Consider the following 24,399-nt stretch of genomic DNA (forward strand, 5'->3'; position numbering starts at 1 on the left):
GCCGGGTCCCTACGGCCAGCCGCCGCAGGCCCCGCCCGCCCAGCCCGGCTATGGCTACCCCCAGCAGGCCCCGCCCGCCCAGCCGGGCTACGGCCAGCCGCAGCAGCCCCCGCAGGGCGTGCCGCCCCAGCAGCAGCCGTACGGCCAGCAGGCCCCCTACGGCCAGCAGCAGCCGCCGTACGGTCAGCAGCCGCCCTACGGCCAGGCTCCCTACGGGGTGCCGCAGCCGCCGGCTGCCGGTGGCGGCAAGAAGAAGACCGGCATCATCATCGCCGCCGTGGCCGTCGTGGCCGCGATAGGCGTCGGGGCGTACTTCGTGATCGGCGCGGGCGGGGGCGGCCTGGAGGACGACGGCGCGCACAAGCTGGCGACACCGGCGACCGTGGCCGGCGAGTACAAGCGGGTCCTCGATGGCGCCACGAGCAGCGACTCGGACACCACCAAGTACCTTGATGCGAGCGGCATGAAGGACGGCAAGTCCGTCGTCGTGCAGTACTCGACGGCCGACTTCAGCGGCTACGACCCGAACGACTCCAGCACCTTGCCACCCCAGTCCGAGCTGCTGGTCGCCAAGGGCGTCACGGTCGTGGGCGGTTACGGCAAGATCGCGGACCCCGAGAAGGCACTGGACACGTACTTCGCCGCCATCACGAAGCAGATCCAGGACGGCTCCTCCAGCTCCGGCTCCTCCGGCGGCGGCGCCGAGCTGATCGGCCAGCCCGAGGAGGCCGACCTCGACGGGGCGCTCATGAAGTGCCAGTCGGCGAAGAGCACCAACAGCCTCACCAAGAAGGAGTCGACCGACTGGTTCTGCGTCTGGTCCGACTACAGCACGATCGCCATGGTCTCCCCCGGTGACAACACCAAGAGCACGACCAAGGACGTCGCGATCGACCTGACCAAGAAGATCCGCGAGGAGATCCGCGTCGAGGCCTGATGGCGCCGGACAACTCAACCACCGAGGGGCCCCGGTCTGTTGACCGGGGCCCCTCGGTGTACGTCGGTACGTCGGTACGTCTGTGCCGCTACGCCGTCTTCTGCTCGCCCGGTCCCCGACCGCGCGCGTCCCGCGGGATGAGGGTCGGGTTCACGTTCGAGTGGACGACATCGGCCGTGATGACGACCCGGGCCACGTCCTTGCGGGAGGGGATCTCGTACATCACGCCCTGGAGGACTTCCTCCATGATGGCGCGCAGGCCGCGTGCGCCGGTCTGGCGGAGGATGGCCTGGTCGGCGATGGCCTCCAGGGCCTCGCGCTCGAAGTCCAGCTCCACACCGTCGAGTTCGAAGAGGCGCTCGTACTGCTTGACGAGCGCGTTGCGCGGCTCGACCAGGATCTGGAGGAGGGCCTCGCGGTCGAGGTTGTGGACCGAGGTGATGACCGGAAGACGGCCGATGAACTCGGGGATCATGCCGAACTTGACCAGGTCCTCGGGCATGACGTCCTCGAACTGGTCCTTGGCCTCGAGCTCGCGCTTGGAGCGGATCGTCGCGCCGAAGCCGATGCCCTTGGCGCCGGCCCGGGACTCGATGAGCTTCTCCAGGCCCGCGAAGGCGCCGCCCACGATGAACAGCACGTTCGTCGTGTCGATCTGGATGAACTCCTGGTGGGGGTGCTTGCGGCCGCCCTGGGGCGGGACCGAGGCCGTGGTGCCCTCCAGGATCTTCAACAGGGCCTGCTGCACGCCCTCGCCGCTGACATCGCGCGTGATCGACGGGTTCTCGCTCTTGCGGGCGACCTTGTCGATCTCGTCGATGTAGATGATCCCGGTCTCGGCCTTCTTGACGTCGTAGTCGGCCGCCTGGATCAGCTTGAGCAGGATGTTCTCGACGTCCTCGCCGACATAGCCGGCCTCCGTCAGCGCCGTCGCGTCGGCGATGGCGAACGGGACGTTCAGCATGCGCGCGAGGGTCTGTGCGAGGAGGGTCTTGCCGGAGCCCGTGGGGCCCAGCAGGAGAATGTTGGACTTCGCCAACTCGATGGCGTCGTCGCGGCTTTGACCGCCGCCGTTCTCCCCGGCCTGGACCCGCTTGTAGTGGTTGTACACCGCGACCGAGAGGGCCTTCTTGGCCTGCTCCTGACCCACGACGTACCCCTCGAGGAACTCGTAGATCTCGCGGGGCTTGGGGAGTTCCTCCCAGCGGACCTCGCTGGTCTCGGCCAGCTCCTCCTCGATGATCTCGTTACAGAGATCGATGCACTCGTCGCAGATGTAGACACCGGGCCCTGCGATGAGCTTCTTGACCTGCTTCTGGCTCTTGCCGCAGAACGAGCACTTGAGCAGATCGCCGCCGTCACCGATGCGTGCCACGGTGTGCTTCCCCTTCGCCTGGGAGACGCCTAGGTCCAGCGGCTCCTGGTGCTGCCTTATGTCCGACGGTACCTTGCCGGGCCCCTCGTTCGGGCCCCCCTTGGCACGGTTCACTTTGACGTGCGCTTTGTCGTGCACAGTCCTGAACCGTGCCAAGGAGCGGCAGACGATACAGCGTCCGCCGTCAGCGCACGCTCGCGTTGTTCATCTTCCGGGTGGAGATGATCTGGTCGATCAGGCCGTACGCCAGGGCGTCCTCGGCCGTGAGGATCTTGTCGCGCTCGATGTCCTCGCGGATCTTCTCGATCGGCGTGGTGGAGTGCTTGGCCAGCAGGTCTTCCAGCTGGGCACGCATCCGCAGGATCTCGTTCGCGGCGATTTCCAGGTCGGACACCTGGCCGCGGCCGGTCTCGCTGTAGGGCTGGTGGATCAGCACACGGGCGTTCGGGAGCGCCATGCGCTTGCCCGGCGTACCGGCGGCCAGCAGGATGGCGGCGGCCGAGGCGGCCTGGCCCATGCAGACCGTCTGGATGTCGGGCTTCACGAACTGCATGGTGTCGTAGATCGCAGTCAGCGCCGTGAAGGAGCCGCCAGGGCTGTTGATGTAGACCGAGATGTCCCGGTCGGGGTCCATCGACTCCAGGCACAGCAGCTGCGCCATGACGTCGTTGGCGGAGGCGTCGTCGATCTGGACGCCGAGGAAGATCACGCGCTCCTCGAAGAGCTTCGCGTACGGGTCGTACTCGCGGATGCCCTGCGAGGTGCGCTCGACGAAGCGCGGGATGACGTACCGGGACTCGGCGACCGGGGCCGTGAGCTCGGAGCGCGTGCGCTCGTACAGGCCGCTGCCGGGGAAGTCGTTCACTGTCTCTCTCCTAGGGGCTGTGGCGGTCGGCTGGGGGCTTGCAAGGGGCATCAGGCCCCGGTGCCGCCGCCGCCCGGCATGTTGGCGGCCGTGGTGATGACCTCGTCGATGAGGCCGTAGTCCCGGGCCTCGTCGGCGTCGAACCAGCGGTCCCGGTCGGAGTCGCGGGTGATCTGCTCAATGGTCTGGCCGGTGTGGAAGGACGTCAGCTCGGCCATGCGCTTCTTGGTGTGCAGCAGCCGCTCGGCGTGGATCTTGATGTCCGACGCCGAACCGGCGAGGCCGGCGGACGGCTGGTGGATCAGGATCTCGGCATTCGGCAGCGCGAAGCGCTTGCCCGGGGTGCCCGCGCTGAGCAGGAACTGGCCCATGGAGGCGGCGAGGCCCATGGCGATGGTCACCACGTCGTTCTTGATGTACTGCATGGTGTCGTAGATCGCCATGCCGGCCGTGATCGAGCCGCCGGGGCTGTTGATGTAGAGGTAGATGTCCTTGTCCGGGTCAGCGGCAAGGAGCAGCAGCTGTGCGGTGATCTTGTTCGCGATGTCGTCGTCGACCGGCTGGCCGAGGAAGATGATCCGCTCGTTGAGCAGCCGGTTGTAGACCTGGTCGCCGAGGCCACCACCGATGGAAGGCTCGCCGGCGGCTGAGGGCATCAGATTCGTCACGTATCCACCTGCTCGTCTTACGACGGCGCCGGGCCGTCTTCACGTTTCCCTGCCGGGGGCCGTCCGGCGGTTCGCCGACACCCCTGCCCCCGTACTCATGGACCCTAACGCGCGGGTCCCTCCGGAGAATCCCGGAGAGGGGAGTGTTCGCCGGGGGCGTAGCCGGTGGGGCGGTGCCCACTCGCCATGGGCGCCCACTGGCCATGGGTGCCCACTCGCCATGGGTGCGCCCGCACGTGGGCGGCTGCGGGTTGGAGGGTGGTTCCTCGCGCCCACGCGGCGGAGCCGCATATCGATACGGCCCCGCGCCCCTGGGTCGCCGCCCCCGGCGGCGTGACAGAAGGGCCCCGGAGCCAACGCCCCAGGGCCCTCCTGATCACGATCACGTCAGAGGTGACGCGAGGCTCAGGCCTCGGTCTTCTCCTCGGCCTCGGGCGCCTCGGTGGAGTCGGCGGCGGCCTCGGCGGCCTCCGTCTCCTCCTCCTCGTCGTCCAGGTCGATGACCTCGCCGTTGGTGTCCTTGACCGTGGCCTTCTCGACCACGACGGCCAGGGCCTTGCCGCGGGCGACCTCGCCGACGAGGAGCGGGACCTGGCCACCCTCGACGACGGCCTGGGCGAACTGGTCGGGGGACATGCCGGAGGAGGCCGCGCGCCGCATGAGGTGCTCGGTGAGCTCCTCCTGGTTGACGTTGAGCTTCTCCTGCTTGACGAGCTCGTCGAGGACGAACTGCGTCTTGATGCCCTTGACCGCGGCGTCCTTGGTCTCGGTGTCGAACTCCTCGGCCGTCTTGCCCTGGATCTCGAGGTACTTCTCGAGGTCGAGGCCCATCTGGCCGAGCTGGTGGTGCTCGAGGTTGTGCTTGCGGGTGTTGATCTCGTCCTCGAGCAGCTTCTCGGGGACCGGGACCTCGACCAGCTCGAGCAGCTTCTCCAGGACGCGCTCCTGGGCCTGCGTGGCCTGGTCGTACTGCTTCATGTTCTCGAGGCGCTTGCGGCTGTCGGCCTTGAGCTCGTCGAGGGTGTCGAACTCGGAGGCGAGCTGCGCGAAGTCGTCGTCCAGCTCGGGCAGTTCGCGGGCGGCGACCTGGGTGACCTTGACGGTGACCTCGGCCTCCTTGCCGGCCGCCGAGCCGCCCTTGAGCTCGGAGGTGAAGGTGGCCTCGCCACCGGCCTCCAGGCCCTTGACGGCGTCGTCGATGCCCTCCAGCAGCTCGCCGGAGCCGATGGTGTAGGAGACGCCGCTGGCGACGCCGTCCTCGAGGATCTCGCCGTCGACCTTGGCCTCGAGGTCGATCGTGACGACGTCGCCGTCCTCGGCGGCACGCTCGACGGGGGACGTCGAGGCGAAGCGCTCGCGGAGCTGCTCGACGGACTTCTCGATGTCCTCGTCGGTGACCTCGACGGCGTCGACCTCGACCTCGATGCCGGAGAAGTCCGGGATCTCGATGGACGGGCGGACGTCGACCTCGGCGGTGAAGTTCAGCGTCTCGCCGTCCTTCAGCTCGGTGATGTCGACCTCGGGCTGGCCGAGGACGTCGATCTCCGCCTCGTTGATCGCCTCGGTGTAGAACTTCGGAAGCGCGTCGTTGACCGCCTCCTCCAGGACCGCACCGCGGCCGAACCGCTGGTCGATGACACGCGCCGGGATCTTGCCCTTCCGGAAGCCCTTCACCGTGACCTGCTGGTTGATCTTCTTGTACGCCGCGTCGAGGCTGTCCTTGAGCTCCTCGAAGGGCACCTCGATGCTGAGCCGAACCCGGGTCGGGTTCAGGGTCTCCACGGCGCTCTTCACGGTTCGGTCTCCTTGGGGGCTGACTTCTTGGTTTCTGCCGGAGCCAGACCGGCTCCGGCGGATTCGCCGCCCGGAGGACTTCAGATCGAGAGACACACGGGCGTGCAGCTTGCATAGTAACGGCAGCGGCGACACGCCCCAAAGGCGATCACGTCGGGTGGTCACGCGAGGTGACCGTGGGGTGACCGGTGATGGCCGGCCGGTACGTGGTCGGGGTGGCGGGATTTGAACCCACGGCCTTCCGCTCCCAAAGCGGACGCGCTACCAAGCTGCGCCACACCCCGTCTGGTGCGACACGTAGGGTACATGCCCGCAGGCAGCGTGGCCTCCGCATTTCACGAGCACGGGTGCGGCGCCCGGGCGCGGCGGAAACACGGTGTGCGACGAAGCGGGCCGACCCGCTACGATGCCTCCAGTGCCGCGGTCACTGACCTGCGGCGCGCGCTGTGCGGGCGTAGCTCAATGGTAGAGCCCTAGTCTTCCAAACTAGCTACGCGGGTTCGATTCCCGTCGCCCGCTCCATATGACCAAGGCCCAGGTGCGACGGCGAACGTCGCACCTGGGCCTTGGTCATTCATCGAGCCTGATCAGCCGGTCGTACCCCTCATATGACCGCAAGGACCGGACACGGCTGGTCTTCTGCCAGGGCGAGTGCCGGCGCCACCCTTCTGGCTGAGAAGATCGAGGAACACGTACGAACAATCGAGGAACACGTACGAACAAGGGGGAAGATCCGTGGCCATCATCGTGCTGCTGGGCGTCCTGCTGCTCGTCATCGCGGGGTGCGTCTGTGTGGTGTGGGCGGAGAGGGGCGGCCCTCGATGGGTCCGGGTCGTGGCGACAGTGACGCTCGCGGCGGGCCAACTGATGCGTTACTCCGGCAAGAGCGACCGCCGCAGTGAGGGCGACACCTGAGCGCCGCGGACCAAGTCGGGCCGGCCACGCCGTCCAGCAATCTGAGGCCACGACGAGTCCCCGGCGGGGGCGGACGTGGCGAGGGGTGGCCATTGCCCGGATTCGAACCGGGGTTTCCGCATCGGGGCGAACCCGAGTGCGGTGTCCTGGGCCGCTGGACGACGCATGGCCAGGCGGATCGTACTCACGCAGAGGCCGGCGGAACCATCTCTTTTTGAGGGGTGACGCCTCAGGGCACCGGCTCAGGTCGGGCCCCACCACCGCGCCTGGATGTCCACCTGCGCCGATGACCGCCGAATGAGGCCAAATCGCGACCTACTGGGATCCGGTCAGATTCGCTCACACTCGAACACATGGGGGCGACAGAGGATCATGACCGGCACCTCTGCCATCGGTGTGGGGAGGCAGGCCCCACCGTGGGCGATCGCGGGCGGATCAGTCCCATGACCAGACTCTGCGCGACGTGCTGGAACGTCTTCGCCAACGAGATGGCCGAAGCCGATGGAGCCACAGCCGCCCCGAGGCCGGAGCCCGACCCCGACGACGCGTCATGGATCGAGCCACCGATTTGCCCCAAGTGCGGGGTGTTGGTCCGCATATACCCGACCAACTACGACCGTTGGGTCAGCCTCGCCACGGTGGAGCTCCCCGCCAAAGACGCCCCTGAGCCCTTCCGGTGGCGTTTGACGAGGCTCCCGGACCCATCCCGCCTCGCCGCCGACATCGTGGCCGTACGGGTCCGTGGAGTCGATCCGCTGCCTGGCGAGCCGGTCGTGCCGGCGCATCGCATGATGTGCGCCCCGGACCAGGTGAGCCAAAGATCTCTTGCGGAACACACCAGGTCAGCCGGGCTCCGGTTACGCGATCTTCCGAACCTGCCACGCGGGTTCGATTCCCCTCGCCCGCTCCGAACAGGCCTCCGGCCCGGTCCTTCGAGGATCGGGCCGGAGGTCTTCGTGCTGTCCGGGGCGCTGTCCGTGCCGTCCGCGGGTCGCGGCGGCGGACCATGCGGGGCACGCCTAGAACTGGATCGAGTTGATGGTCTCCGCTATCGAGTTCAGGAACCGCTGGATGTCGTCGGCCATGCCGGTCGAGGCGAGGAAGAAGCCGAAGAGCACCGCGACGACGGCGGGGCCGGCCTTGAGGGAGCCTCCCCGGATCAACACCACCAGGATGATCGCCAACAGCAGCACCACTGACAGAGAAATGGCCACAACTGATCACACCCTTGGTCGGTCCGCTCTCCCGGCCCGGGGACGCGACCCTGCGCACCCCCGCCAGAACCATCGTGCCACCAATGGGGGCTGCATATGCGGCCCGTGACTGAACGTTGGCCACTTCCGTGCCCGGAGCCGCCCGCGGCCGGGTGTGCGGGCGGACCGACTCGGCCCGCCCGCACAGTAATTCGACCGTGCACCCCCACAGGGAATTCGACGAGTTCGTTTCCGTGTCCACACAACGTGTTCGCAGCTAATTCGAATTGACGGCACAGGCACACCAACACCCAAGCCAGGCAGGCCCCCAAAGGCGTCTTATGCCCTGTTTAGTCGGGATGAATTATGACAAGGAGGGCTCAGATGGGTACGGCACTGAACCGGGGACGGTGTGTTGGTCATCACGTGGACGACGACGTCAACTCCCGGAAAACGCGGGTACTCGCAGGAATTAACCAGGAATGACATGGAGGGTTTTACGAAAACCCACAGCCAAGGCTAGGGTGCCTCAGATGTTCCACGCTGCCTCGTCCCCCGCAAGCGCAGCGAGGTCCCCGATCCTCTCCCCCCGTTCCTGGTGGGAGGGTCTGTGACGAACTCGCTGCGACCGCACGGCCAGAACCGAGCGCCACTCCCCCCGGCACACGCGCCGGCGGACGGAGTGCCGAGTCCGCGCTCGCCGCAGAACACCAGAGCCGCTGCGGGCAACAAGCCCGCCCCATCAGGCGACAAACCCGGCAAACAGCGCGACGCGTTCTTCGACAACGCCAAGTATCTGGCGATCGTGCTGGTGGCGATCGGCCACTCCTGGGAGCCGCTCAAGGGCGACAGCCGGATCCTGGAAGGCATGTACACGGTGGTGTACGCCTTCCACATGCCGGCGTTCATCATCATCTCCGGGTTCTTCTCCCGCAGTTTCGACATGCGCGCCGACCGGCTGCAACGGCTGATCACCGGCGTCGTCGTGCCGTACGTCCTGTTCGAGACCGGCTACACGCTCTTCAACCGCTACGTCGGCGGCGCGCCCGACCAGGAGATCAGCCTCCTGGATCCCTGGTACCTGACCTGGTTCCTGGCCGCGTTGTTCGTCTGGCGGCTGACCACGCCGATCTGGAAGCTGGTGCGGTGGCCGCTGCCGCTCGCGCTCACCCTCGCGATGCTGGCGTCCGTCACCCCGGAGATCGGCGACGACCTGGACCTTCAGCGCGTGCTGCAGTTCCTGCCCTTCTTCGTGCTCGGCCTGATGATGAAGCCCGAGCACTTCCGGCTGGTGCGCCGGCGGTCGGTGCGGATTCTGTCGGTGCCGGTGTTCGCGGCCGCGCTGGCCGTCAGCTGGTGGTCGGTGCCGCGCATGAACACCGGTTGGTTCTACCACCGTGACTCCGCACAGGAGTTGGGCGCGCCGTGGTGGACCGGACCGGTCATGGTCCTCGCCCTGTTCGGCTGCTCGCTGCTGCTGACCGCCTGCTTCTTCTCCTGGGTGCCGGGCCGGAAGATGTGGTTCACCTCGCTCGGCGCTGGCACGCTGTTCGGCTATCTGCTGCACGGCTTCCTGGTCAAGGCCGGCGACTACGAGGGCTGGTTCGAGCAGACCTGGCTGCACCACCCGCTCGGCCAGATCTTCGTGAGCGTCTGCGCGGGTGTCGCCGTCACCCTGCTGTGCACCGCGCCGGTGCGCCGCGTCTTCCGGTTCGCGATGGAGCCGAAGATGGAGTGGGCCTTCAAGCGGGATGCCGCCGAGGTCGCCCGCGGCCGCGCGCAGCGTGAGCAGACTCCCGTACGGGAGAAGGTCACGACGGGCTGAGACAGCGACGGAGCCCCCACTGCTCAGCAGTGGGGGCTCCGTCGATTCTCCGGCCGACCGGTCGACCGGGCTAGTTGCCCTTCAGATGCCTCATCAGGCGCTCGAAGTCCTGCCAGCCCGACAGGTCCGAGGGGTCGCCCGGCAGGGGGTAGTACAGCGCGGGGCGGGTCTTCGGGCCCAGGTCGCGCGGGGACTCCGCGAGGGGCGTGCGGCGGGCCCGGTCACCGGGCATCTGGCGGACCTCCTCGGCGCCCAGGACGAACGCGAACGGCACGCCCGGGCCCTCGAAGTGCGGCGGGACGGACAGGTCCCGGCGGGCGCGGCGGATCTGGACCAGCATGGACTGGAGGTCGTGCCGGGTGGCGAGAGCCTCGGCCGCGGCCTGCACGGCGTCCGTCGGCAGCTGCTCGCCGGGGCCGTAGCCGAAGGCCATGGTCACGTCCTCCTCCACACCGCCCTTGGTCCGGGTGATGCGGACGGTCGCGAGTCCGGGACGCTCCGGGGTGCCGACGACCACCAGCCAGGTCGGCGCGGGCGAGCGCTCGTACGCCACGTCGGTCAACTGCCGCAGGGACCAGGGGAGGTTGGCCGGCTCCTCGGTGCCCCAGCCGGCCGGCGGTTCACCGGTGATCTCCCGCCATACGGCTTCCACGGCGCCGCCGAGGACGAGGCGGTCGTCGGCCGGGTGGACGGTACGGAAGGAGATGGCCAGCTGGCGTTCGCCGGTGTCGCCCTTTGCGGCGAGGCCGTCCTTGAAGGTCGCGGCGACCGGGGTGCGCGGGTCCTCCCGGGTCGCGTCCGGGGGCACGACGGTGGCGAAGAAGCCGTTGTTCCACTCCAGGACCGCTCCGGACAGGCCGTCGTAGTAGCCGTCCCGCTCGTCCTGCACCACCCAGCGCGAGGGCCAGCCCGGCAGGCTGCCGCGGACCGCCGGGGAGAGGCGGGTGCCGGCGGGGGTGACGATCTGGAGGCCGAGCTCGGCGTTCGCGGCGGCGCGGAAGGCGTCCGAGAGCCAGGCGGTCATCGCGACCACCGGACGGTCCTGGATGATGACCGCGACCTTGTCGGTGAGGACGTCCACGGCGGGCTGGGCGGCGGCCGGGACCGGTGCCGCGCTCATCCCGTCCGTGTTGACCACGGCCAGCGACCAGGCCACCTCGGGCGGCCAGGCGGTGCCGCCCACCAGCGTGGCGAGCCGGGCGGCGAAGGTGCCGGCGAGCTGCTCCGCCTCCTTGACACCGGTGGTGGCGCGGGCCTCGGTCCACCAGTACGGCACCTCGGGCGCACTCGCCCCCAGCAGCCGCTCGGCCTCACCCCTGACCTGCACCAGCAGGGGCGCCTCGACGGAGACCAGCGGGCGGCCCTGCTCGTCGCAGAGCTGCACCACCGCGCCCTCTCCCTCGGTGCCCACCAGCCGGTCCGGGCCGCCGGAGAGGAGCCCGGCGATCACGCTCAGAGGGTCGGGCATCTTCTTCGTAAGGGTGATGACGTCCTTCGTCATGGATTCACCTGGTCCCCGTGTAGACAGTCTGGATCAGCCGGCTCGGCTGGCCCCTGCGGACCAGCACCCCGCGGCCGGGCGGCTGCACGCTCGCGTACACGCCGGGGAAGAGCTGGCCCTCGCTGCGGTCGCCCGACATGACCAGCGCGGAGGAGCCGGACTCCCGCAGGCCCTGCAGCATCGGCTCGTACAGGCCGCGGGAGGCGCCCGCGACCCGTCGGGTGAGGATGAAGTGCAGGCCGATGTCGACGGCCGAGGGGATGTACGGCACGAAGGGCGCCAGCGGCTGCTGGCCGGCGGTGCTGAGGACGTCGTAGTCGTCGACGAGGATCACGATCCGCGGGCCGGAGAAGCTGCCGGGCTCCAGGTCCTCGGTATCCGCGCTCTCGTCGGGCAGCCGCTTCTCCAGTTCGCCGGCGATGCCCGCGGCGAGGCCGGCGGCGAGCTTGGAGTTGTAGGCGTAGCCGCCCCGGTACTCCTCGGGGATGGCGCCGCGCAGGCCGCGACGCGGGTCGAAGACGCCGAAGACGAGCTCGTCGTCGCCGTAGCGCTCGATGAGGCCCTGGGTGATCACCTTGAGCAGGTTGGTCTTGCCGCACTCGCTGTCGCCCATGATCATCAGGTGCTGGTCGTGCTGGAACAGGTCGAGCAGGACCGGGGCGAGCTGGGTCTGGTCGAGGCCGATCGGGACACGGCGCGGTTCGCTCGCCGGGCCGGGCAGCAGCTCCGGCTCCAGGACGTGCGGCAGCACCCGCACCGGCTGGGCGACCTCGCCGGTCCAGGTGGCGCGGAGCTGGCGGGCGGTGCGCTCCAGGACCGCGCCGAGGTCGGCGGTGTCGGCGACACCGTCGACGCGGGGCAGGGCGACCTGGGCGAAGAGCTTGCCGTCGGTGAGGATGCGGCCCTTCTCCTCCGGGGAGAGGGTCTCGCCGAGCTTGCGGTCGATGCTGGATTCGCTGGGGTCGTTCAGGCGCAGCTCGACGCGGGTGCCGAACTGCGACTGGGTGGCGATGCGCACGTCGTTCCAGCGGAGCATGCCGGCGACCACGTGGATGCCGTAGCCGCCGCCGCGCTTGAGGATGTCGATGACGGCGTCGTCGAGGTTCTCGAAGTCGTCGCGCAGGGCGCCGAAGCCGTCGATGAGCAGCACGATCTCGGTGGAGGCCAGCTCGGGCACCTGGCCCGCGGCGCGCAGGGTGCGCAGCTGCTCCAGCGAGTCGATGTTGTGGATGCGGAAGAGCTCCTCGCGCTGGTCGAGCATGGCGCGCACGGAGTCGATGGTGCGGGCGGCGCGTTCGCGGTCGGCGCGTCCGGCGACCCCGCCGACGTGCGGCAGCCCGGACAGGGCCTGCAGGCCGCCGCCGACCAGGTCGAGGCCGTAGATGCCGACTTCCTGCGGGGTGTGCGTCAGGGCCAGCGAGAGGGCCAGGGAGCGCAGCAGGGTGGTCTTGCCGGACTGCGGGCCGCCGATGACCGCCGCGTGGCCGCCGGACAGGGTGAGGTCCAGGTACCACTGGCCCTGCCACTGCTTGGTCGGGTCGTCGAGGATGCCCAGCGGCACCTGGAGGGGGCCGCGTCGCTTGGCGAGCTGCATGCCGCGCGCGCCCACCTCCACGGGTCCGGCGACCTTGTCGAGGGGGACGGCGGCGGGCAGCGGGGGCAGCCAGATCTGGCGTACCGAACTGGCTCCGGCGTTCTCCAACTGGTCGATGAGCACGCCCAGTTGGGTGGGCCCGGTCTCCCGGCGCCGCATCTTCGGCTCTTCCGGCGCCGAACCTCCGTCGTCGCCGAGGGTGTTGTAGGCCTCGTACTCCAGGGCCAGCGGACCGGTGTCCTCGTCCTCGCGCTGCACGGGACCGCTGTAGGCGCCCGAGACGTAGCTGGCCTTGAACCGCTCGTAGTGGCTGGTGTCGACCTTGAGATAGCCGAAGCCGGGCAGCGGGGGCAGGTGGAAGGCGTCCGTGGTGTCCAGGACCGTACGGGACTCGTCGGCGGAGAAGGTGCGCAGACCGAGCCGGTACGACAGGTAGGTGTCCAGGCCCTTGAGCTTGCCGCCCTCGATGCGCTGGCTGGACAGCAGCAGGTGGACGCCGATGGAGCGGCCGATGCGGCCGATGGACAGGAACAGGTCGATGAAGTCCGGCTTGGCGGTGAGGAGTTCGCCGAACTCGTCGATCACCACGAACAGGTGCGGCAGCGGGTCCAGGTCGGGGCGCTTCTCGGCGCGCAGGGCGGCGTAGTGGCCGATGTCGGCGACGTTGCCCGCGTTCTTGAGGACCTGCTGGCGGCGCTTGACCTCGCCGGCGAGCGAGGCGTGGACACGTTCGACCAGGCCGGCCTGGTTCTCCAGGTTGGTGATGACGCCGGCGACGTGCGGGAGGTCCGCGAAGGGGGCGAAGGTGGCGCCGCCCTTGTAGTCGACGAGGACGAGGGAGAGGTCCTCCGGCGGGTGGGTGGCGACCAGGGCGAGGACCAGGGTGCGCAGCAGCTCCGACTTGCCGGAGCCGGTGGCGCCGACGCACAGGCCGTGCGGGCCCATGCCCAGCTCGGAGGACTCCTTCAGGTCGAGCAGCACGGGCTCGTGGGAGTCGCTGATGCCGATGGGCACGCGCAGGAAGGCCCGTTCGCCGCGCGGCGCCCACATCCGGTTCAGGTCGAGGCCGGCCACGTCGTCGATGCCGAGCAGTTCGGCGAAGTCGACCGGGCCGGTGAGCGGGGCGTCGACCATCGACTCGGCGGACAGCCTGAGCGGGGCGAGCATCCGGGCGAGGCCCTCGGCGAAGGGGATGCCGATCTCGTCGACGGTGCCGTGGGCGCTGATCGGCTCCGCCATGCGCAGGTCCTCGATGACGATCTGCTCGCCGTCGACGGTGATGCGCACGCCCACGCTGCCCGGCTCCTGGATCCGCTGGTCCAGGAGATGCAGGACGGTGACGCTCATGTCGCGCAGGCCGACCGCGTCGTCCGGGCGCGGCAGGTCGACGGCGTCGTCGCCGTGCCCGTCGGCGACGACCAGCAGCCGGGAGGTCATGGCGAGGGCGTCCTTGCCGGAGAGGCCGCGGCGCACCTCGGCCGCGTAGGAGGCGCGGCGGCGCAGCTCGGGGCCGATCTGGCGGGCCAGTTGGGGCAGCGAGGGCGCGATGCGGCGGGCGGCGACGGGGCCGTCGAACTGCTCGCTGTCGAGCAGGTGCGGCAGCCACTTGGCCCACTCCCAGTCGGCGATCCGGTCGCCGGGCGCGGCGAGCGCCATGGCCACGTCGTCGGGCGCGTGGGTGGCGGCGGCCTGCACGAGCAGCGCGCGGGCGACCCGGAGGGTGTCCTCGCGGCTGCCGATGACGCTGATGTTGCCGACCCGGTCGAGCGGGACGGTGAGCGGGAGTTCGGTGCCGACGCTGAAGCGGGACACCAGCGCGGACGCCTCGTTCAGCATGAACTGGTCGGGCGGGGTGAGCACGGACGAGCTCGGCTGACCCACCTTCAGGTCACGCACCGGCATCTCGCCGGTACCGACGCGGACCCGCAGGAAGTCGGCGTCCATCCGGCGCCGCTCCCACAGCCGGGCGGGGTCGCGCACGATGTCGTAGAGCGCGTCCGGCGGCGGGTTGAGCACCCCCGTGCTCTCGCGCCGCTCCCGCTCCTCCTTGGAGAGCTCCTCGCGGGTGTCCTCAAGGTAGGTGAGGTAGGCCTCGCGCTGGGTGCGGCGGGTGCGCTGCGCCTTGCCTCGCTGGGAGAAGAGCATGACCATCGAGCCGACGATGGTGACGACGAGGATGATCGCGCCCAGCCCGGCGAACTGGCTGTTGCGCACGACGGTCATCATCACGACCGACGACATCACACCGGCGACCGGCAGCAACGAGGTCGCGATCGAACCAGACTTGCCGTCGGGCAGGTTGGGCGGCGCCTCTATGGTGCGCGACTCGGGGGAGGCCGGGGGGCGGGTGGTGCGGGCCGGCCGGTGGATCAGTCGGGTGCTCATCGTCCTCGTCCTCGGTTGTCCTCAGGTTCCCTTCGTGCAGGGGATGGTTCAGCGGCTCTTCTGGGAGAGCTGGAAGACCTCCGCGGCCAGCCGCGTGGCGGCCTCCCGGGTGTCCCGCGCGAGCAGGTCGGTGCGGATGGTGCCGCCGGCCGCCAGATGCCGGTCGTACGGCAGGATCCGCACGCTCGCCCCGGTCGTCTTCAGCTGCTCGGCTGCCTTCTCGACGTCGACGCCGGTGTGCGGGACGGTCTCGGTGAGCACGACGACGGTCGAGGTGGTGATGTCCCGGGGCAGTCCGCGCATCCACTGCAGGACGGCGTGCGTGCTGGCGACGCCCTCCAGGGTGGCGGGCACGGTGAGGATGCGGGCCTGGGCGGCGGAGAGCGCGGTGCGGGCGACCTCGGCGGGCATCGTCTCGCAGTCGACGACGGTCACCCCGAAGTAGCGGCGCATCGACACCATGACCCGCTCGTAGGCCTTGGTGTCGAGCATGGCGCCGACCTGGCCCTGGCTGCCGGGCAACAGCCAGGCGTTGTCGGGCAGTTGGACCAGGTAGCCGGTCACTTCGAGGAGCGACATCTGCGGCTGGACGACGTCGGCGAGGTCGCCGGTGGTCCAGCGCAGCGTCTCGGCGCCGAGCCTCAGCGGCAGCGAGCCGAGCGCCGGGTCGGCCTCGATGACGAGGGTCGGGTCCTGGCGGTAGTGGGCGTACGTGGTGCCGAGCAGGGCGGCGACCGTCGTCTTGCCCGAGCCGCCGCGGATGGACGTCACCGCGATCTGCCGGCCGGTGGTGACCGGCTGCTGCAGTATCTCGGCGGTCGCGGTGGTCTCGGCGACCTCACGCGCGGCCGAGGAGGACACGGTCCGGCGTACGGCCCGCAGGGCGCGGGCGCTGAACGGCTCCCCGCGGCGCGGTCCCCGACCGGCGGAGGCGAGCTTCTTGTCCACGACCGGGCGGGAGTCGGGGGTGGCGCGGGGCGAGCGGGCGCGGGGGGCGGGAGCCTGGGCCCGCTGGGCCTGTTGGGGCTGCTGGGGCTGGGCGGGGGCCTGCTCGGCGTACGCCTGCTGCGGCTGCTGCGGCTGCTGCGGCTGGGCGGGGTAGCCCTGCTGCGGATAGCCGTAGGGCTGCTGCGGCTGGGCGGGGTGGCCCTGCTGCGGGTGGCCGGCGGCCTGATCACCGTACGGCGGCTGCTGGGACTGGCCGTACGCCTGCTGACCCTGCGCGGGATACCCCTGCTGCGGATAGCCGTACGGCTGCTGCGGCTGGGCGGGGTCGGCCTGCTGCGGGTAGCCGTACGCCGGTGCCTGGCCCTGCGGCGGGACGTTCTGCGCGCCCGGTTGCTGTTCCGGCTGTTGCCCTGCCGCCTGCTGTGGCTGCGCGCCCTGTTGTGGGGCACGCTGCTGGGCCGCGCCGCCCTTCAGGTCGCGCAGCACGTCGCTCTGCCAGTTGTCCCCGCTCGGCATGTCGCCCTTCTCTCCTGCTACGCCGCCGCCTCGTCGTCCCGCCCGGAGCGACGGCGCGGCGGCGTCTGGTCTTCGAAGCTCAGAACTTGTTGAGCAGTTGCCCGTAGATGCCGAACGCCCCGATGGCGAGCGGGAAGAGCCCGATCACGCCGAGGGACTCGATCAGGTCGGCGAACCGCCGCAGCCGTACCTGGACGTGCTCCGGCGGCTCGACAGCCAGGACCAGCAGCGGCAGCAGTGCCGCCGCGGCAAGGAGGACGAGCGCGCCGGCACCCCCCGCGTGGTCCAGCCACAACACCGCGAGACGTACGACGAGCAGCGCCGCCGCCCCGAACAGCGCCACGACCTCGGCGACCAGCGGGAAGGCCCGCGCCCGGGACAGCAGCACGACGGCGACCAGCGAGGCGAGGGACACCGTCCAGACGGTCGGCTCCTTCGCGGTGGTCAGCAGCCAGCCGCCCGCGGCGGCGGAGGCGGCGGTGACCACGGTGGCGAGGGCGAGCCCGCGGTGGGTGGCGGCGAGGGCGTTGGCGACCTCGTGCCGGCTCACCGAGGTGCCCGAGGAACGCTTGTCGTCGAGCGCGGTGAGCCCCGAGGCCATCAGCGCGAACCGCGGCAGCAGACCGAGCAGGATGACGGAGACGACGGCCATCACGGCGCCGATCCGGTCCGGCCGGTCCTGTACGAGGGCGACGCCCTCCCACAGCGCGGCCACACCGACGACCGCCCCGGCCCCGATCAACCCGCCGCGGCCGAGCGGCGAGCAGTACGCGAGCAGCACGAGCGTGAGCACCAGCGCGGCGGCGACACCGGCCAGCCGGGCCGTCCCGGACCAGTCGTAGGCGTCGGCCGCGGTCGTCGCGGTGAGCAGGCCGAGCCCGCCGGAGGCGAGCAGCAGCGCGGTGGCCAGGCCCCGGTTGCCCTCGCCGATCTTCGCGATCGCCGCACCGGCGACCAGGAACACCGCGGTGACGACCGCGAGCCCGGTGGCGACCGACTCCAACGCGAACTCGCGCCGGGCCAACAGCGCCGCGATCACGGCGAACACGACGGTGGCCACGCCCGCGGCGGTACGGCGTACGGCGGGGCGCCAGCGCCAGCCACGCAGGTCGAGGTCGTCCGCGACCTGGTCGGTGACGTCGTGCACGACCGGCGCCGGCGGTGCGGCGTGAGCGCGCACGAGGCGCAGCACGGCGCCGTCGGGGACCTCCGCCGAGGACAGCGTGGCGTCGTGCGGCAGCGCGGAACCATCGGAGGTGATCAGCTGCCGGGTGGTCGGCCGGGACGCGGCCCGGTCGTCGAGCAACTGCAGTATGTCGGGGAGCAGTTGGCCGATCGGAGTGTCCGAAGGCAACACGATGTCGGCGCGTCGGCGCTCACCGATCAGAGTGACCCTGCTGAGTTGGGTCCGGAACGTCGCTGCTGTGCTCACCACTCACCGGAACCTATCATCGCGTCGTTTCTGCCATGGGCGCGCTCCGACTTGGTCACGCCCCCCGTCCACACCCTGTTCACTGCTTCTCCGCACCCTTGTCGCCCTTTTCGCCGGCCCCGGTCGCAGAGGCGCTGGGCGTCGGGTCGTACAGCTGCCCCTGCTGCTGTTGCTGCTTCTCTTCCTCGGCCTTCTGCTTCGCCAAGGTGGCCTGGAGGAAGGACCAGCCGACGCATCCGGCGCACAGTACGGCCGCGATCGCGATACCCGCGAACATCTTGCCGAACCGCTCGTCCGCCGTCCGCCGGGCGCGCTGCGCGCCGAACAGCAGCGCGTCGCGCATCCGGCGCCGGCGCACCGCCACCGACTCCAGCAGCTGGCTGTCGTAGTCCCGTGACATTCAGTCGTCCTGTGTAGGGGGTTGGTTGGAGGTCAGTCGCCCGGAGCGAGGCCGAGGCGGTGCCGCATGGCGGCGTACTTGTGCGTGAGCCGCCGGGCGGTGTGCTCGTCGAGTACGGCGAGACGGCTCGGGTCGGCGTTGTGCGCGAGATCGGCGGCCTTGACGAGCCGGGCCCCCTCAGTGGCCAGGATCCGGCCCGCGTACGCCTCCGGGTCCTCGTCCGGCCGCTTGGTCACGGCCCGTACGACGTCCTTGGTGCGCTGCGGGAGTGCGGCGGCGTCGAGCCAGTCCTCGCTGAGCACCCCGTCCTCGACGGCGTCGTGCAGCCACGCGGCGGCGACGAGCTCCTCGCCCCCGCCCCGGGCACGCACGCCCTCGGCGACGGCCGACAGGTGCTCGGCGTAAGGCCGTCCGGCCTTGTCCGTCTGCCCGGCGTGCGCGGCGCGGGCGACGGCCTCGACCTCGGCCAGACTCATCTCTTGCGGCATGCGGATCCCCCCTGCTTCGCTTCCGCAACATAGGACATGGACGCGCCACGCGTACAGCCGGGGTACGGCCGTCTCTCGGGCTCTGTCACGCCCCTCCCGACAATCCCGTCACGATCATGAAGAGCACCCACAGCACGGGCACGAGCGCGACGTATGCGCGCGGCCGCCGGTGGATGGGCACGCCGGGGTCGTATCGCGGCCCGAGCATGCCCGGCCCCGGGACCGCGAGCTGCTTCACCTTGCGAACGGCGAGGAGGTTCCGGACCAGCGTCAACGGCGCGAAGACGAACAGGGAGAAGGGGCTCCACCAGCCCCAGGCGAGCGTGTGGGTGGTCAGCGCGCGGTGAACGGCCAGTCCACAGGTCATGCACATCGGCCCGTCCGTCTTCCTGAACCCCATGAAGACGACGAGGCCTCGGTGCGCACGGAAGGCTACGTCCGCTGCGGGGGAACCTCCGCAGAATCTGCACATGGGTGGGGTGGGGGCTTGGGGGTGCACGGCGGTGGAGGGGCCCGGGTCGGCCTGGGGCTGGTTGGTGGGCGGGGCGTCGGCCTGGAGCTGCTCCCCGGGCTCCTCGGTGGAAGGTTCGGCGTACCAGGCGCGCAGCGAGGTGGCTATGGCGTCCAGGAGGCCGTTCCCCACGGCCTCCGCGATCTCCCCGTCGCTCATCCGCTCCGCGGTCACGACCGCGGTGGCGGCGCGCACCGCGTCGGCGGGCCGTAGCCCCCGCTCCGACGGTGCTTGGGGCATCGGACTGTGCCGCCACCGGTGCTCGGGGGTCACGGCGCCGACACCGTGCAGGGCACGAACAGCACGCTGAAGCGGCTCGCTGTAGAGGGGAAACGGCACGTGAATGGCACCGCTCGGCATCTTCTGCCCCCCGCCCCACTTCACGTCCCGGTCCTCGTCCGTGAGCGCGTCGAAGGCGTCGGCGAGCTCCTGCCACGCCTCCGCGTTGTCACGGTCGAGCTGGGCGAGCAGTCGCCGGTCGTCGGCCGGGGTGACGACACGGGCCAGCTCTTCGAGCGCGGCGACATCGGGCGCCTCGGTGACCGGCCCGACACCGGGCTCGTGACTGAGCAGTCCGAGGACACCGAGGGGGGTGAGACCACGATCGTGAGCCTCACGGACCTTGGTGTACCACCCCAACCCCGCCTTGTAGGCACCGGGACTGCTGGCGTTCCGGTGCATCCACTCGACGTCGGTGGCATCGCCCCAGGCGTATCCGACGACTTCGCCGTCGGGGGCGGTCACGGTGACGTAGTGCACGGGACTGGTCATGCTGGTCAGGCCTCGGGGGCCGATACCTCCGCAGATACTCGGTTCAAGCGCGGGCCCACCGGTTCGCTAGTCGCCCTGGGCGAGGGCATGGAACGCGGCGGCGTTCGGGGCGTCGGTCAGGGAGCCTGGGAGGGGGCGGCCCTTGCCGGCAGTCTCCGGGTTGCCGTACAACTCGGCGAGGGCCTGGGACGGCAGAAGGCCCCGCTGCTTCGCATCGCGCAGCCGACGGATCCAGAAGCCGCCTTCGTTCGCCGCACGGGGACCACCAGCCTGCCGCGGTTCCCACGCGGCGGCGTCGTCCTCGTCGCCGGCCCATACCCAACCGAGGACCGCGCCACCCTGCTTGTCGACCACCGTGAAGTAACGCACCGGCTTGTCGGTGTGGTTTCGGTATCGCGGCGGACCCGACACGAGGTTGGAGTGCACGTCATCGTTGAAGCGCGGGTTGACCGGCTGTCCGTCATTCACCCTTGGCGAGGGACTTGACCGCGTCGGCGTTCGGGGCGTCGGTGAGGGAGCCGGGCAGGGCCCGTCCGCGGTTGCCTTCCGGGTTGGACAGCATCTCCGCGAGGGCCTGGGACGGCAGGATGCCCCGCCCCTTGGCCTCTTGCAGCCGGGCGTGCCAATGACCGCCCTCGGCGAGGGCCCGGCCTCCGGCGGCGTTGCGTGGCACCCACGCGGCGGCGTCGTCCTCGTCACTCGCCCACACATATCCGAGGGCCGCGCCGCCCTCCTTGTCGACCACTGTGAAGTACCGCACCGGCTTGTCGGTCCGGGTGCGGTACCTCGACGGACCCGGCGCCACGAGGTCGAAGTGCACGTCCTCGGCGAAGCGCGGGTTGATCGGTCGTTCGCTGCTCATGAAGTCCACGTTCCCTTAACTCTGCCTGATCCTCAACGCGGCCACCGCTACGGCTTCGGCCTCGGCAGGACCTCTCCGTAGATGTGCCACTTGCCGTGTGCCTCGTCGAAGAAGACACGCGTCACCTTGTAGTCGGAGCCCCGGGCCAGCAGCAGCTCACGTTCTCCGGGGTACTTGGAGAGGTGGTCGATCCAGAGGGCGGGGGTGTCCTTCGCCACCCGCAAGTGCATCCACACGGGATTCTGGTCGAACGGGGGCGGCGGCGACTTGCCGAGTGCCGTGGAAGTGAACGCCTTGTCGTCGAAGGTCCCGCCGAGCATGTCGAGCGGTGAATCGATCGGGAGGCCGTCGACCTTGACGTGGTCGACCCCGGTGCCGCGGACGACCATGATGTCCTCGGGCACAGGGCGCATGTCCATGACCTTGTCCATCTCGTCGATGGTGTGCAGGAGCGAGGGGTCCACGTCGTTGCCGAAGCGCAGGTGTCCATTGATCTGGGTGTACTCATTACCGCTGTACGTCTTCAGCGCCTGCTGCGACTCGGTGGGCAGGTCGTCCAGGAAATCGTTCCAGTACGCATTGCCGTACGCCAGCCCGGCGTCGTTGGTGGCGCTGGGCGCGTGGTTCGTGCCGCGCGCCAGTTCGGCCTCGGCCACCGCGTGCTTCTCGGCGTCGCTGAGGGCGTCGAAGGCCGCGTCCGACATCGTCGGCTTGTACTCGAACGGCTCCCCGGCCCCGGGGTGCCCCGGCACATCCGCACCCTGATGCCCCGGAGCGACCGGACCATCCGTGCCGTGGTGCGCCCCGGCGTCGACATGGTCGCCGGTGTGCGCGGCATCGTCCGCGTGACCGACACCGTCGTCACCGTGTCCGGCGCCGTGCGAGGCGTCGTCGGCGTGACCCGCTCCGGGGACGTCGTGCCCGGTGCCGTGCGGCGCGTCCGGGGTGCCGTGGCCGCCGGTGCCGGGGACCTCGTGGCCGCCGGTGTGCGGCGTGGTCGGGATGTCGTGCGCGGGGGTCGCCGCCGCACCCTGGTGGTACCACGGGCTCGCGGCACCCGGGTGGCCGACGCCGCCGGGAGCGTCGTGGCCACCGGTGTGCGGCGTCGACGTCGGGGCGTCGTGCGGCGTGGCGGTCGGCGTCTGGTCGTAGGCGGACGGTGAAGGCGCGTGATCGAACGCCGATGGCGACGGCGCATGACCGTACGGCGCCCCCGACGGCGTCTGGGCGTACGGATTCGTACCCGGTGCCTGGTCGTACGCGGACGGCGAAGGCGCGTGGTCGTACGGGGATCCCGACGGCGCGTGACCGTACGGCGATCCCGCCGGCGCGTGGTCGTACGCGCTCGGCGAAGGCGTCGTGTCGAAGGCGCCGCCCGGCGTGTGGCCCGCGGGCGTGGTCGGCGTGTTGTAGTGGCCGGCGTTGGGCGCGTCGTAGTGCCCGGCGTTGTCGACCGTGTGTGCGGCCGTGTCGGCTCCCGCGTGGCTCCCGGCGTACGACGGGGTGGGGGCACCCTGAGTCGTCCAGTGGGCCGGGAGTGTCGGTGTGGTGCCGTGCGGGACCGTCGGGGTGTTCGGCTCGTAGTGGACCGGGGTCGTGTCGATCGCGCCGTTGGGCGAGATGAGGTTGCCGTTCGGGTCCATCAGGCGGCCGTCGGGCAGGTTGACGGCTCCGTCCGGGAGGGTGGGGATGTCGATGTTGCCGACGCCCCGCAGGCCCTTCGTGATATCGCCGATCTTGGACAGGCCCGCGCCCGCGCCCTTGGCGATGTAGGTCATCGGGTCGATGACCTTGCCCGCCTTGCCCGCGACCGACAGCACCTTCGCCACCGCACCAGCCTTGCCCGCACCCGCGACACCGGCGCCCGCACCACCCGTGAACACCGTCGTCAGGACGTTGAACGTGACGGCACCGGCCGCACGACCGGGGTTCTTGCCCCACTCGTCCCACGCAACCAGAGCCTTGCCCGTCTCCTTCATCGCGGTGCGCGAATCACGGATCCAGGAAGGGAGTTTGTCGTCCGGCAGCGCCCAGAACGCCAACTGCGCGCCCGGCATCATGCTGAGGGTCAGGCCGGTCGCCAACTGCGCCAGGCCCTTCCACGCCTGCCCCATCGCATCCCAGCCGCCGAAGCCGACCAGGGTGCCCAGGCCCTTGATGGTGCCCCAAATACCGTCGACGATCAGGCCGTCCCACACGAACGACTTCACCCAGTGGCCGACCTCGTACCAGTGGTGCTTCTCCTCGACCGGGTCGCCCCAGGGAAGCTTCGCGTTCTTCAGGTCGTCCGCGTTGAAGCCGTACTGGTCCTTGCGGTCGGAGCCGTCCCCGGCGACCATCTGCGTGCCACCCCACAACGCGGTGATCTTGTTGTGGGCGGTCCGCTCGGCAGCCCAGAACGCCGCCACCGTCGCGGTGATGTCGTCCCGGATCTGGTTGTGCTCGTCGACCTTGTCGCCGTCGTACTCCCACTCGTCGTCGTCCTTGACGGAGTCGACGAACGTCACGGCCTTGGTCTTCAGTTCCTTCAGCTTGTCGACAAGGGGACGAATCTCCGTGGCGTACGACGACAGCGCGCCGGACACCGTCTCCAGGTCGTCCCCGAACGTGTCCGCACGGTCCTTGACCGGCTTCGTCGTCGCGAACAGCTGCTCCGCCTCCGGAGCGGTGTAGTACGCCGACAGGCCCTGGAACTGCGAATGCACGTCCCCGCCGGTCGTACGGACATGCCCCGCGTCCTTCTTCAGGTCCGCGTAGTCCGTCTCCAGCTGGGCCAAGTCACCCGTGAACTGAGGAATCTTCTCCGGCTGGATCACGCCTTGCCCGCCCCCGGCATGTCCAGCTTCGGCTCGGACAACGCGTTGCGCTGCGCCTCCGTGGCCATCTCCTGGTCGCCATTCAGATACGCCGTCGTCGCGTCCACCGCGCCCTGCAGGGACTTGCCCGCCCGGGCCGCCACATACTGCAGGTCCTTCGACGCACGCTCCGCATACTGCGACAACGCAAGGGCGACCAGGCCACCCGCGGCCTTCTCGCCACCCTCGCCGCCACCGCCACCCTCGCCGCCACCGCCACCCTCGGCGGAAATAGTGCCCGCACTTGTGGCCGCCGACGTCAGGTGCTCACCGAACGCCTTCGCGTACTTCTCCAGGTCCGACGCCGTCTCACCGGTCGTCTTCAACACACTGGAAATGCCTTGCGGCTTCAGATCCCAGCCGGGCACCGAAAACCCCCGTTTTCCTAAACTTCCGATACCGAACAAACAGCTCTGGAGCGGAACCCGCCCCAGAGCGGATGATTACGGCAGACGAACCCGTCCGTCAGCCGATGTTGTCGACCGCGGCCTTGGCCCGCTGGATCGTCGACTGCGCCGTACCGTCGTTCTTCTCCAACGTCGACTTCAGCAGCGCGATGATGTT

General features: G+C 70.1%; 19 protein-coding genes and 3 tRNA genes. 4 read left to right on the plus strand and 18 right to left on the minus strand.

Annotated elements, in window-relative coordinates:
- Positions 1–937: hypothetical protein (locus ADK57_RS02760; protein WP_053747709.1), on the plus strand; the 937-nt coding region annotated here is incomplete at its 5' end.
- An 88-nt stretch (positions 938–1,025) separates the two neighbouring features.
- On the opposite strand, the gene clpX is transcribed toward ADK57_RS02760, so the two are convergent.
- The 5 genes from clpX to ADK57_RS02785 all read right to left on the minus strand — a co-directional run bounded on the left by clpX (position 1,026) and on the right by ADK57_RS02785 (position 5,923).
- Positions 1,026–2,312, minus strand: coding sequence for an ATP-dependent Clp protease ATP-binding subunit ClpX (clpX, locus tag ADK57_RS02765; protein WP_053747723.1), 1,287 nt, complete (start codon positions 2,310–2,312; stop codon positions 1,026–1,028).
- Positions 2,313–2,496: 184 nt separating this feature from the next.
- On the minus strand, positions 2,497–3,177 hold the full coding sequence (locus ADK57_RS02770) for an ATP-dependent Clp protease proteolytic subunit (RefSeq protein WP_053747710.1): 681 nt from the start codon (positions 3,175–3,177) through the stop codon (positions 2,497–2,499).
- Positions 3,178–3,227: 50 nt separating this feature from the next.
- The gene (locus ADK57_RS02775) at positions 3,228–3,833 is read right to left on the minus strand and encodes an ATP-dependent Clp protease proteolytic subunit (RefSeq protein WP_053747724.1); all 606 of its coding nucleotides are present in this window, start codon (positions 3,831–3,833) and stop codon (positions 3,228–3,230) included.
- Between the two features lie 417 nt (positions 3,834–4,250).
- Entirely contained in the window at positions 4,251–5,639 is a 1,389-nt protein-coding gene (gene tig / locus ADK57_RS02780) for a trigger factor (RefSeq protein ID WP_053747711.1), read from the minus strand.
- Positions 5,640–5,846: 207 nt separating this feature from the next.
- Positions 5,847–5,923: transfer RNA gene (locus tag ADK57_RS02785), tRNA-Pro, on the minus strand.
- Positions 5,924–6,087: 164 nt separating this feature from the next.
- Here ADK57_RS02785 and ADK57_RS02790 point away from each other — a divergent pair.
- Positions 6,088–6,161 (plus strand) — tRNA-Gly (locus ADK57_RS02790).
- Between the two features lie 213 nt (positions 6,162–6,374).
- Complete coding sequence (locus tag ADK57_RS02795) at positions 6,375–6,554, plus strand: hypothetical protein (protein ID WP_053747712.1); 180 nt, start codon at positions 6,375–6,377, stop codon at positions 6,552–6,554.
- A gap of 86 nt (positions 6,555–6,640) precedes the next feature.
- Here ADK57_RS02795 and ADK57_RS49725 read toward each other — a convergent pair.
- Both ADK57_RS49725 and ADK57_RS02800 read right to left on the minus strand, forming a co-directional pair.
- A tRNA-OTHER gene (locus ADK57_RS49725) sits at positions 6,641–6,725 on the minus strand.
- An 848-nt stretch (positions 6,726–7,573) separates the two neighbouring features.
- The gene (locus ADK57_RS02800; protein ID WP_030044846.1) at positions 7,574–7,768 is read right to left on the minus strand and encodes a hypothetical protein; all 195 of its coding nucleotides are present in this window, start codon (positions 7,766–7,768) and stop codon (positions 7,574–7,576) included.
- A 589-nt stretch (positions 7,769–8,357) separates the two neighbouring features.
- Here ADK57_RS02800 and ADK57_RS02805 point away from each other — a divergent pair.
- Entirely contained in the window at positions 8,358–9,572 is a 1,215-nt protein-coding gene (locus tag ADK57_RS02805) for an acyltransferase family protein (RefSeq protein WP_053747713.1), read from the plus strand.
- A 70-nt stretch (positions 9,573–9,642) separates the two neighbouring features.
- On the opposite strand, the gene ADK57_RS02810 is transcribed toward ADK57_RS02805, so the two are convergent.
- The 11 genes from ADK57_RS02810 to ADK57_RS02860 all read right to left on the minus strand — a co-directional run bounded on the left by ADK57_RS02810 (position 9,643) and on the right by ADK57_RS02860 (position 24,164).
- The gene (locus tag ADK57_RS02810) at positions 9,643–11,073 is read right to left on the minus strand and encodes a DUF6177 family protein (protein ID WP_053747714.1); all 1,431 of its coding nucleotides are present in this window, start codon (positions 11,071–11,073) and stop codon (positions 9,643–9,645) included.
- Positions 11,074–11,077: 4 nt separating this feature from the next.
- Entirely contained in the window at positions 11,078–15,052 is a 3,975-nt protein-coding gene (gene eccCa, locus ADK57_RS02815; RefSeq protein WP_053747715.1) for a type VII secretion protein EccCa, read from the minus strand.
- A gap of 48 nt (positions 15,053–15,100) precedes the next feature.
- On the minus strand, positions 15,101–16,516 hold the full coding sequence (locus tag ADK57_RS50365) for a MinD/ParA family ATP-binding protein (RefSeq protein ID WP_078972917.1): 1,416 nt from the start codon (positions 16,514–16,516) through the stop codon (positions 15,101–15,103).
- Positions 16,517–16,595: 79 nt separating this feature from the next.
- Positions 16,596–17,951, minus strand: a complete 1,356-nt coding sequence (gene eccD, locus ADK57_RS02825) for a type VII secretion integral membrane protein EccD (RefSeq protein ID WP_053747716.1) — start codon at positions 17,949–17,951, stop codon at positions 16,596–16,598.
- Between the two features lie 76 nt (positions 17,952–18,027).
- Complete coding sequence (locus ADK57_RS02830) at positions 18,028–18,348, minus strand: hypothetical protein (RefSeq protein ID WP_053747717.1); 321 nt, start codon at positions 18,346–18,348, stop codon at positions 18,028–18,030.
- A gap of 32 nt (positions 18,349–18,380) precedes the next feature.
- Positions 18,381–18,836 (minus strand): HD domain-containing protein, encoded by a 456-nt coding sequence (locus ADK57_RS02835; protein ID WP_053747718.1) that lies wholly within the window; start codon positions 18,834–18,836, stop codon positions 18,381–18,383.
- An 85-nt stretch (positions 18,837–18,921) separates the two neighbouring features.
- Positions 18,922–20,118, minus strand: coding sequence for a DUF6508 domain-containing protein (locus ADK57_RS46770; protein WP_053747719.1), 1,197 nt, complete (start codon positions 20,116–20,118; stop codon positions 18,922–18,924).
- A 66-nt stretch (positions 20,119–20,184) separates the two neighbouring features.
- Positions 20,185–20,487, minus strand: a complete 303-nt coding sequence (locus tag ADK57_RS02845; protein ID WP_234389927.1) for a hypothetical protein — start codon at positions 20,485–20,487, stop codon at positions 20,185–20,187.
- A 91-nt stretch (positions 20,488–20,578) separates the two neighbouring features.
- Positions 20,579–20,980, minus strand: a complete 402-nt coding sequence (locus ADK57_RS02850) for a hypothetical protein (protein WP_053747726.1) — start codon at positions 20,978–20,980, stop codon at positions 20,579–20,581.
- A 47-nt stretch (positions 20,981–21,027) separates the two neighbouring features.
- Positions 21,028–23,796: an ADP-ribosyltransferase gene (locus tag ADK57_RS02855; protein ID WP_053747721.1), complete on the minus strand. Its 2,769-nt coding sequence runs from the start codon at positions 23,794–23,796 to the stop codon at positions 21,028–21,030.
- Positions 23,793–24,164, minus strand: a complete 372-nt coding sequence (locus tag ADK57_RS02860) for a DUF6507 family protein (protein WP_078972918.1) — start codon at positions 24,162–24,164, stop codon at positions 23,793–23,795. The genes ADK57_RS02855 and ADK57_RS02860 overlap by 4 nt, the downstream gene beginning before the upstream one ends.
- Positions 24,165–24,399 lie beyond the last annotated feature (235 nt).

This window comes from Streptomyces sp. MMG1533, assembly GCF_001279775.1.
GTDB lineage: Bacteria > Actinomycetota > Actinomycetes > Streptomycetales > Streptomycetaceae > Streptomyces.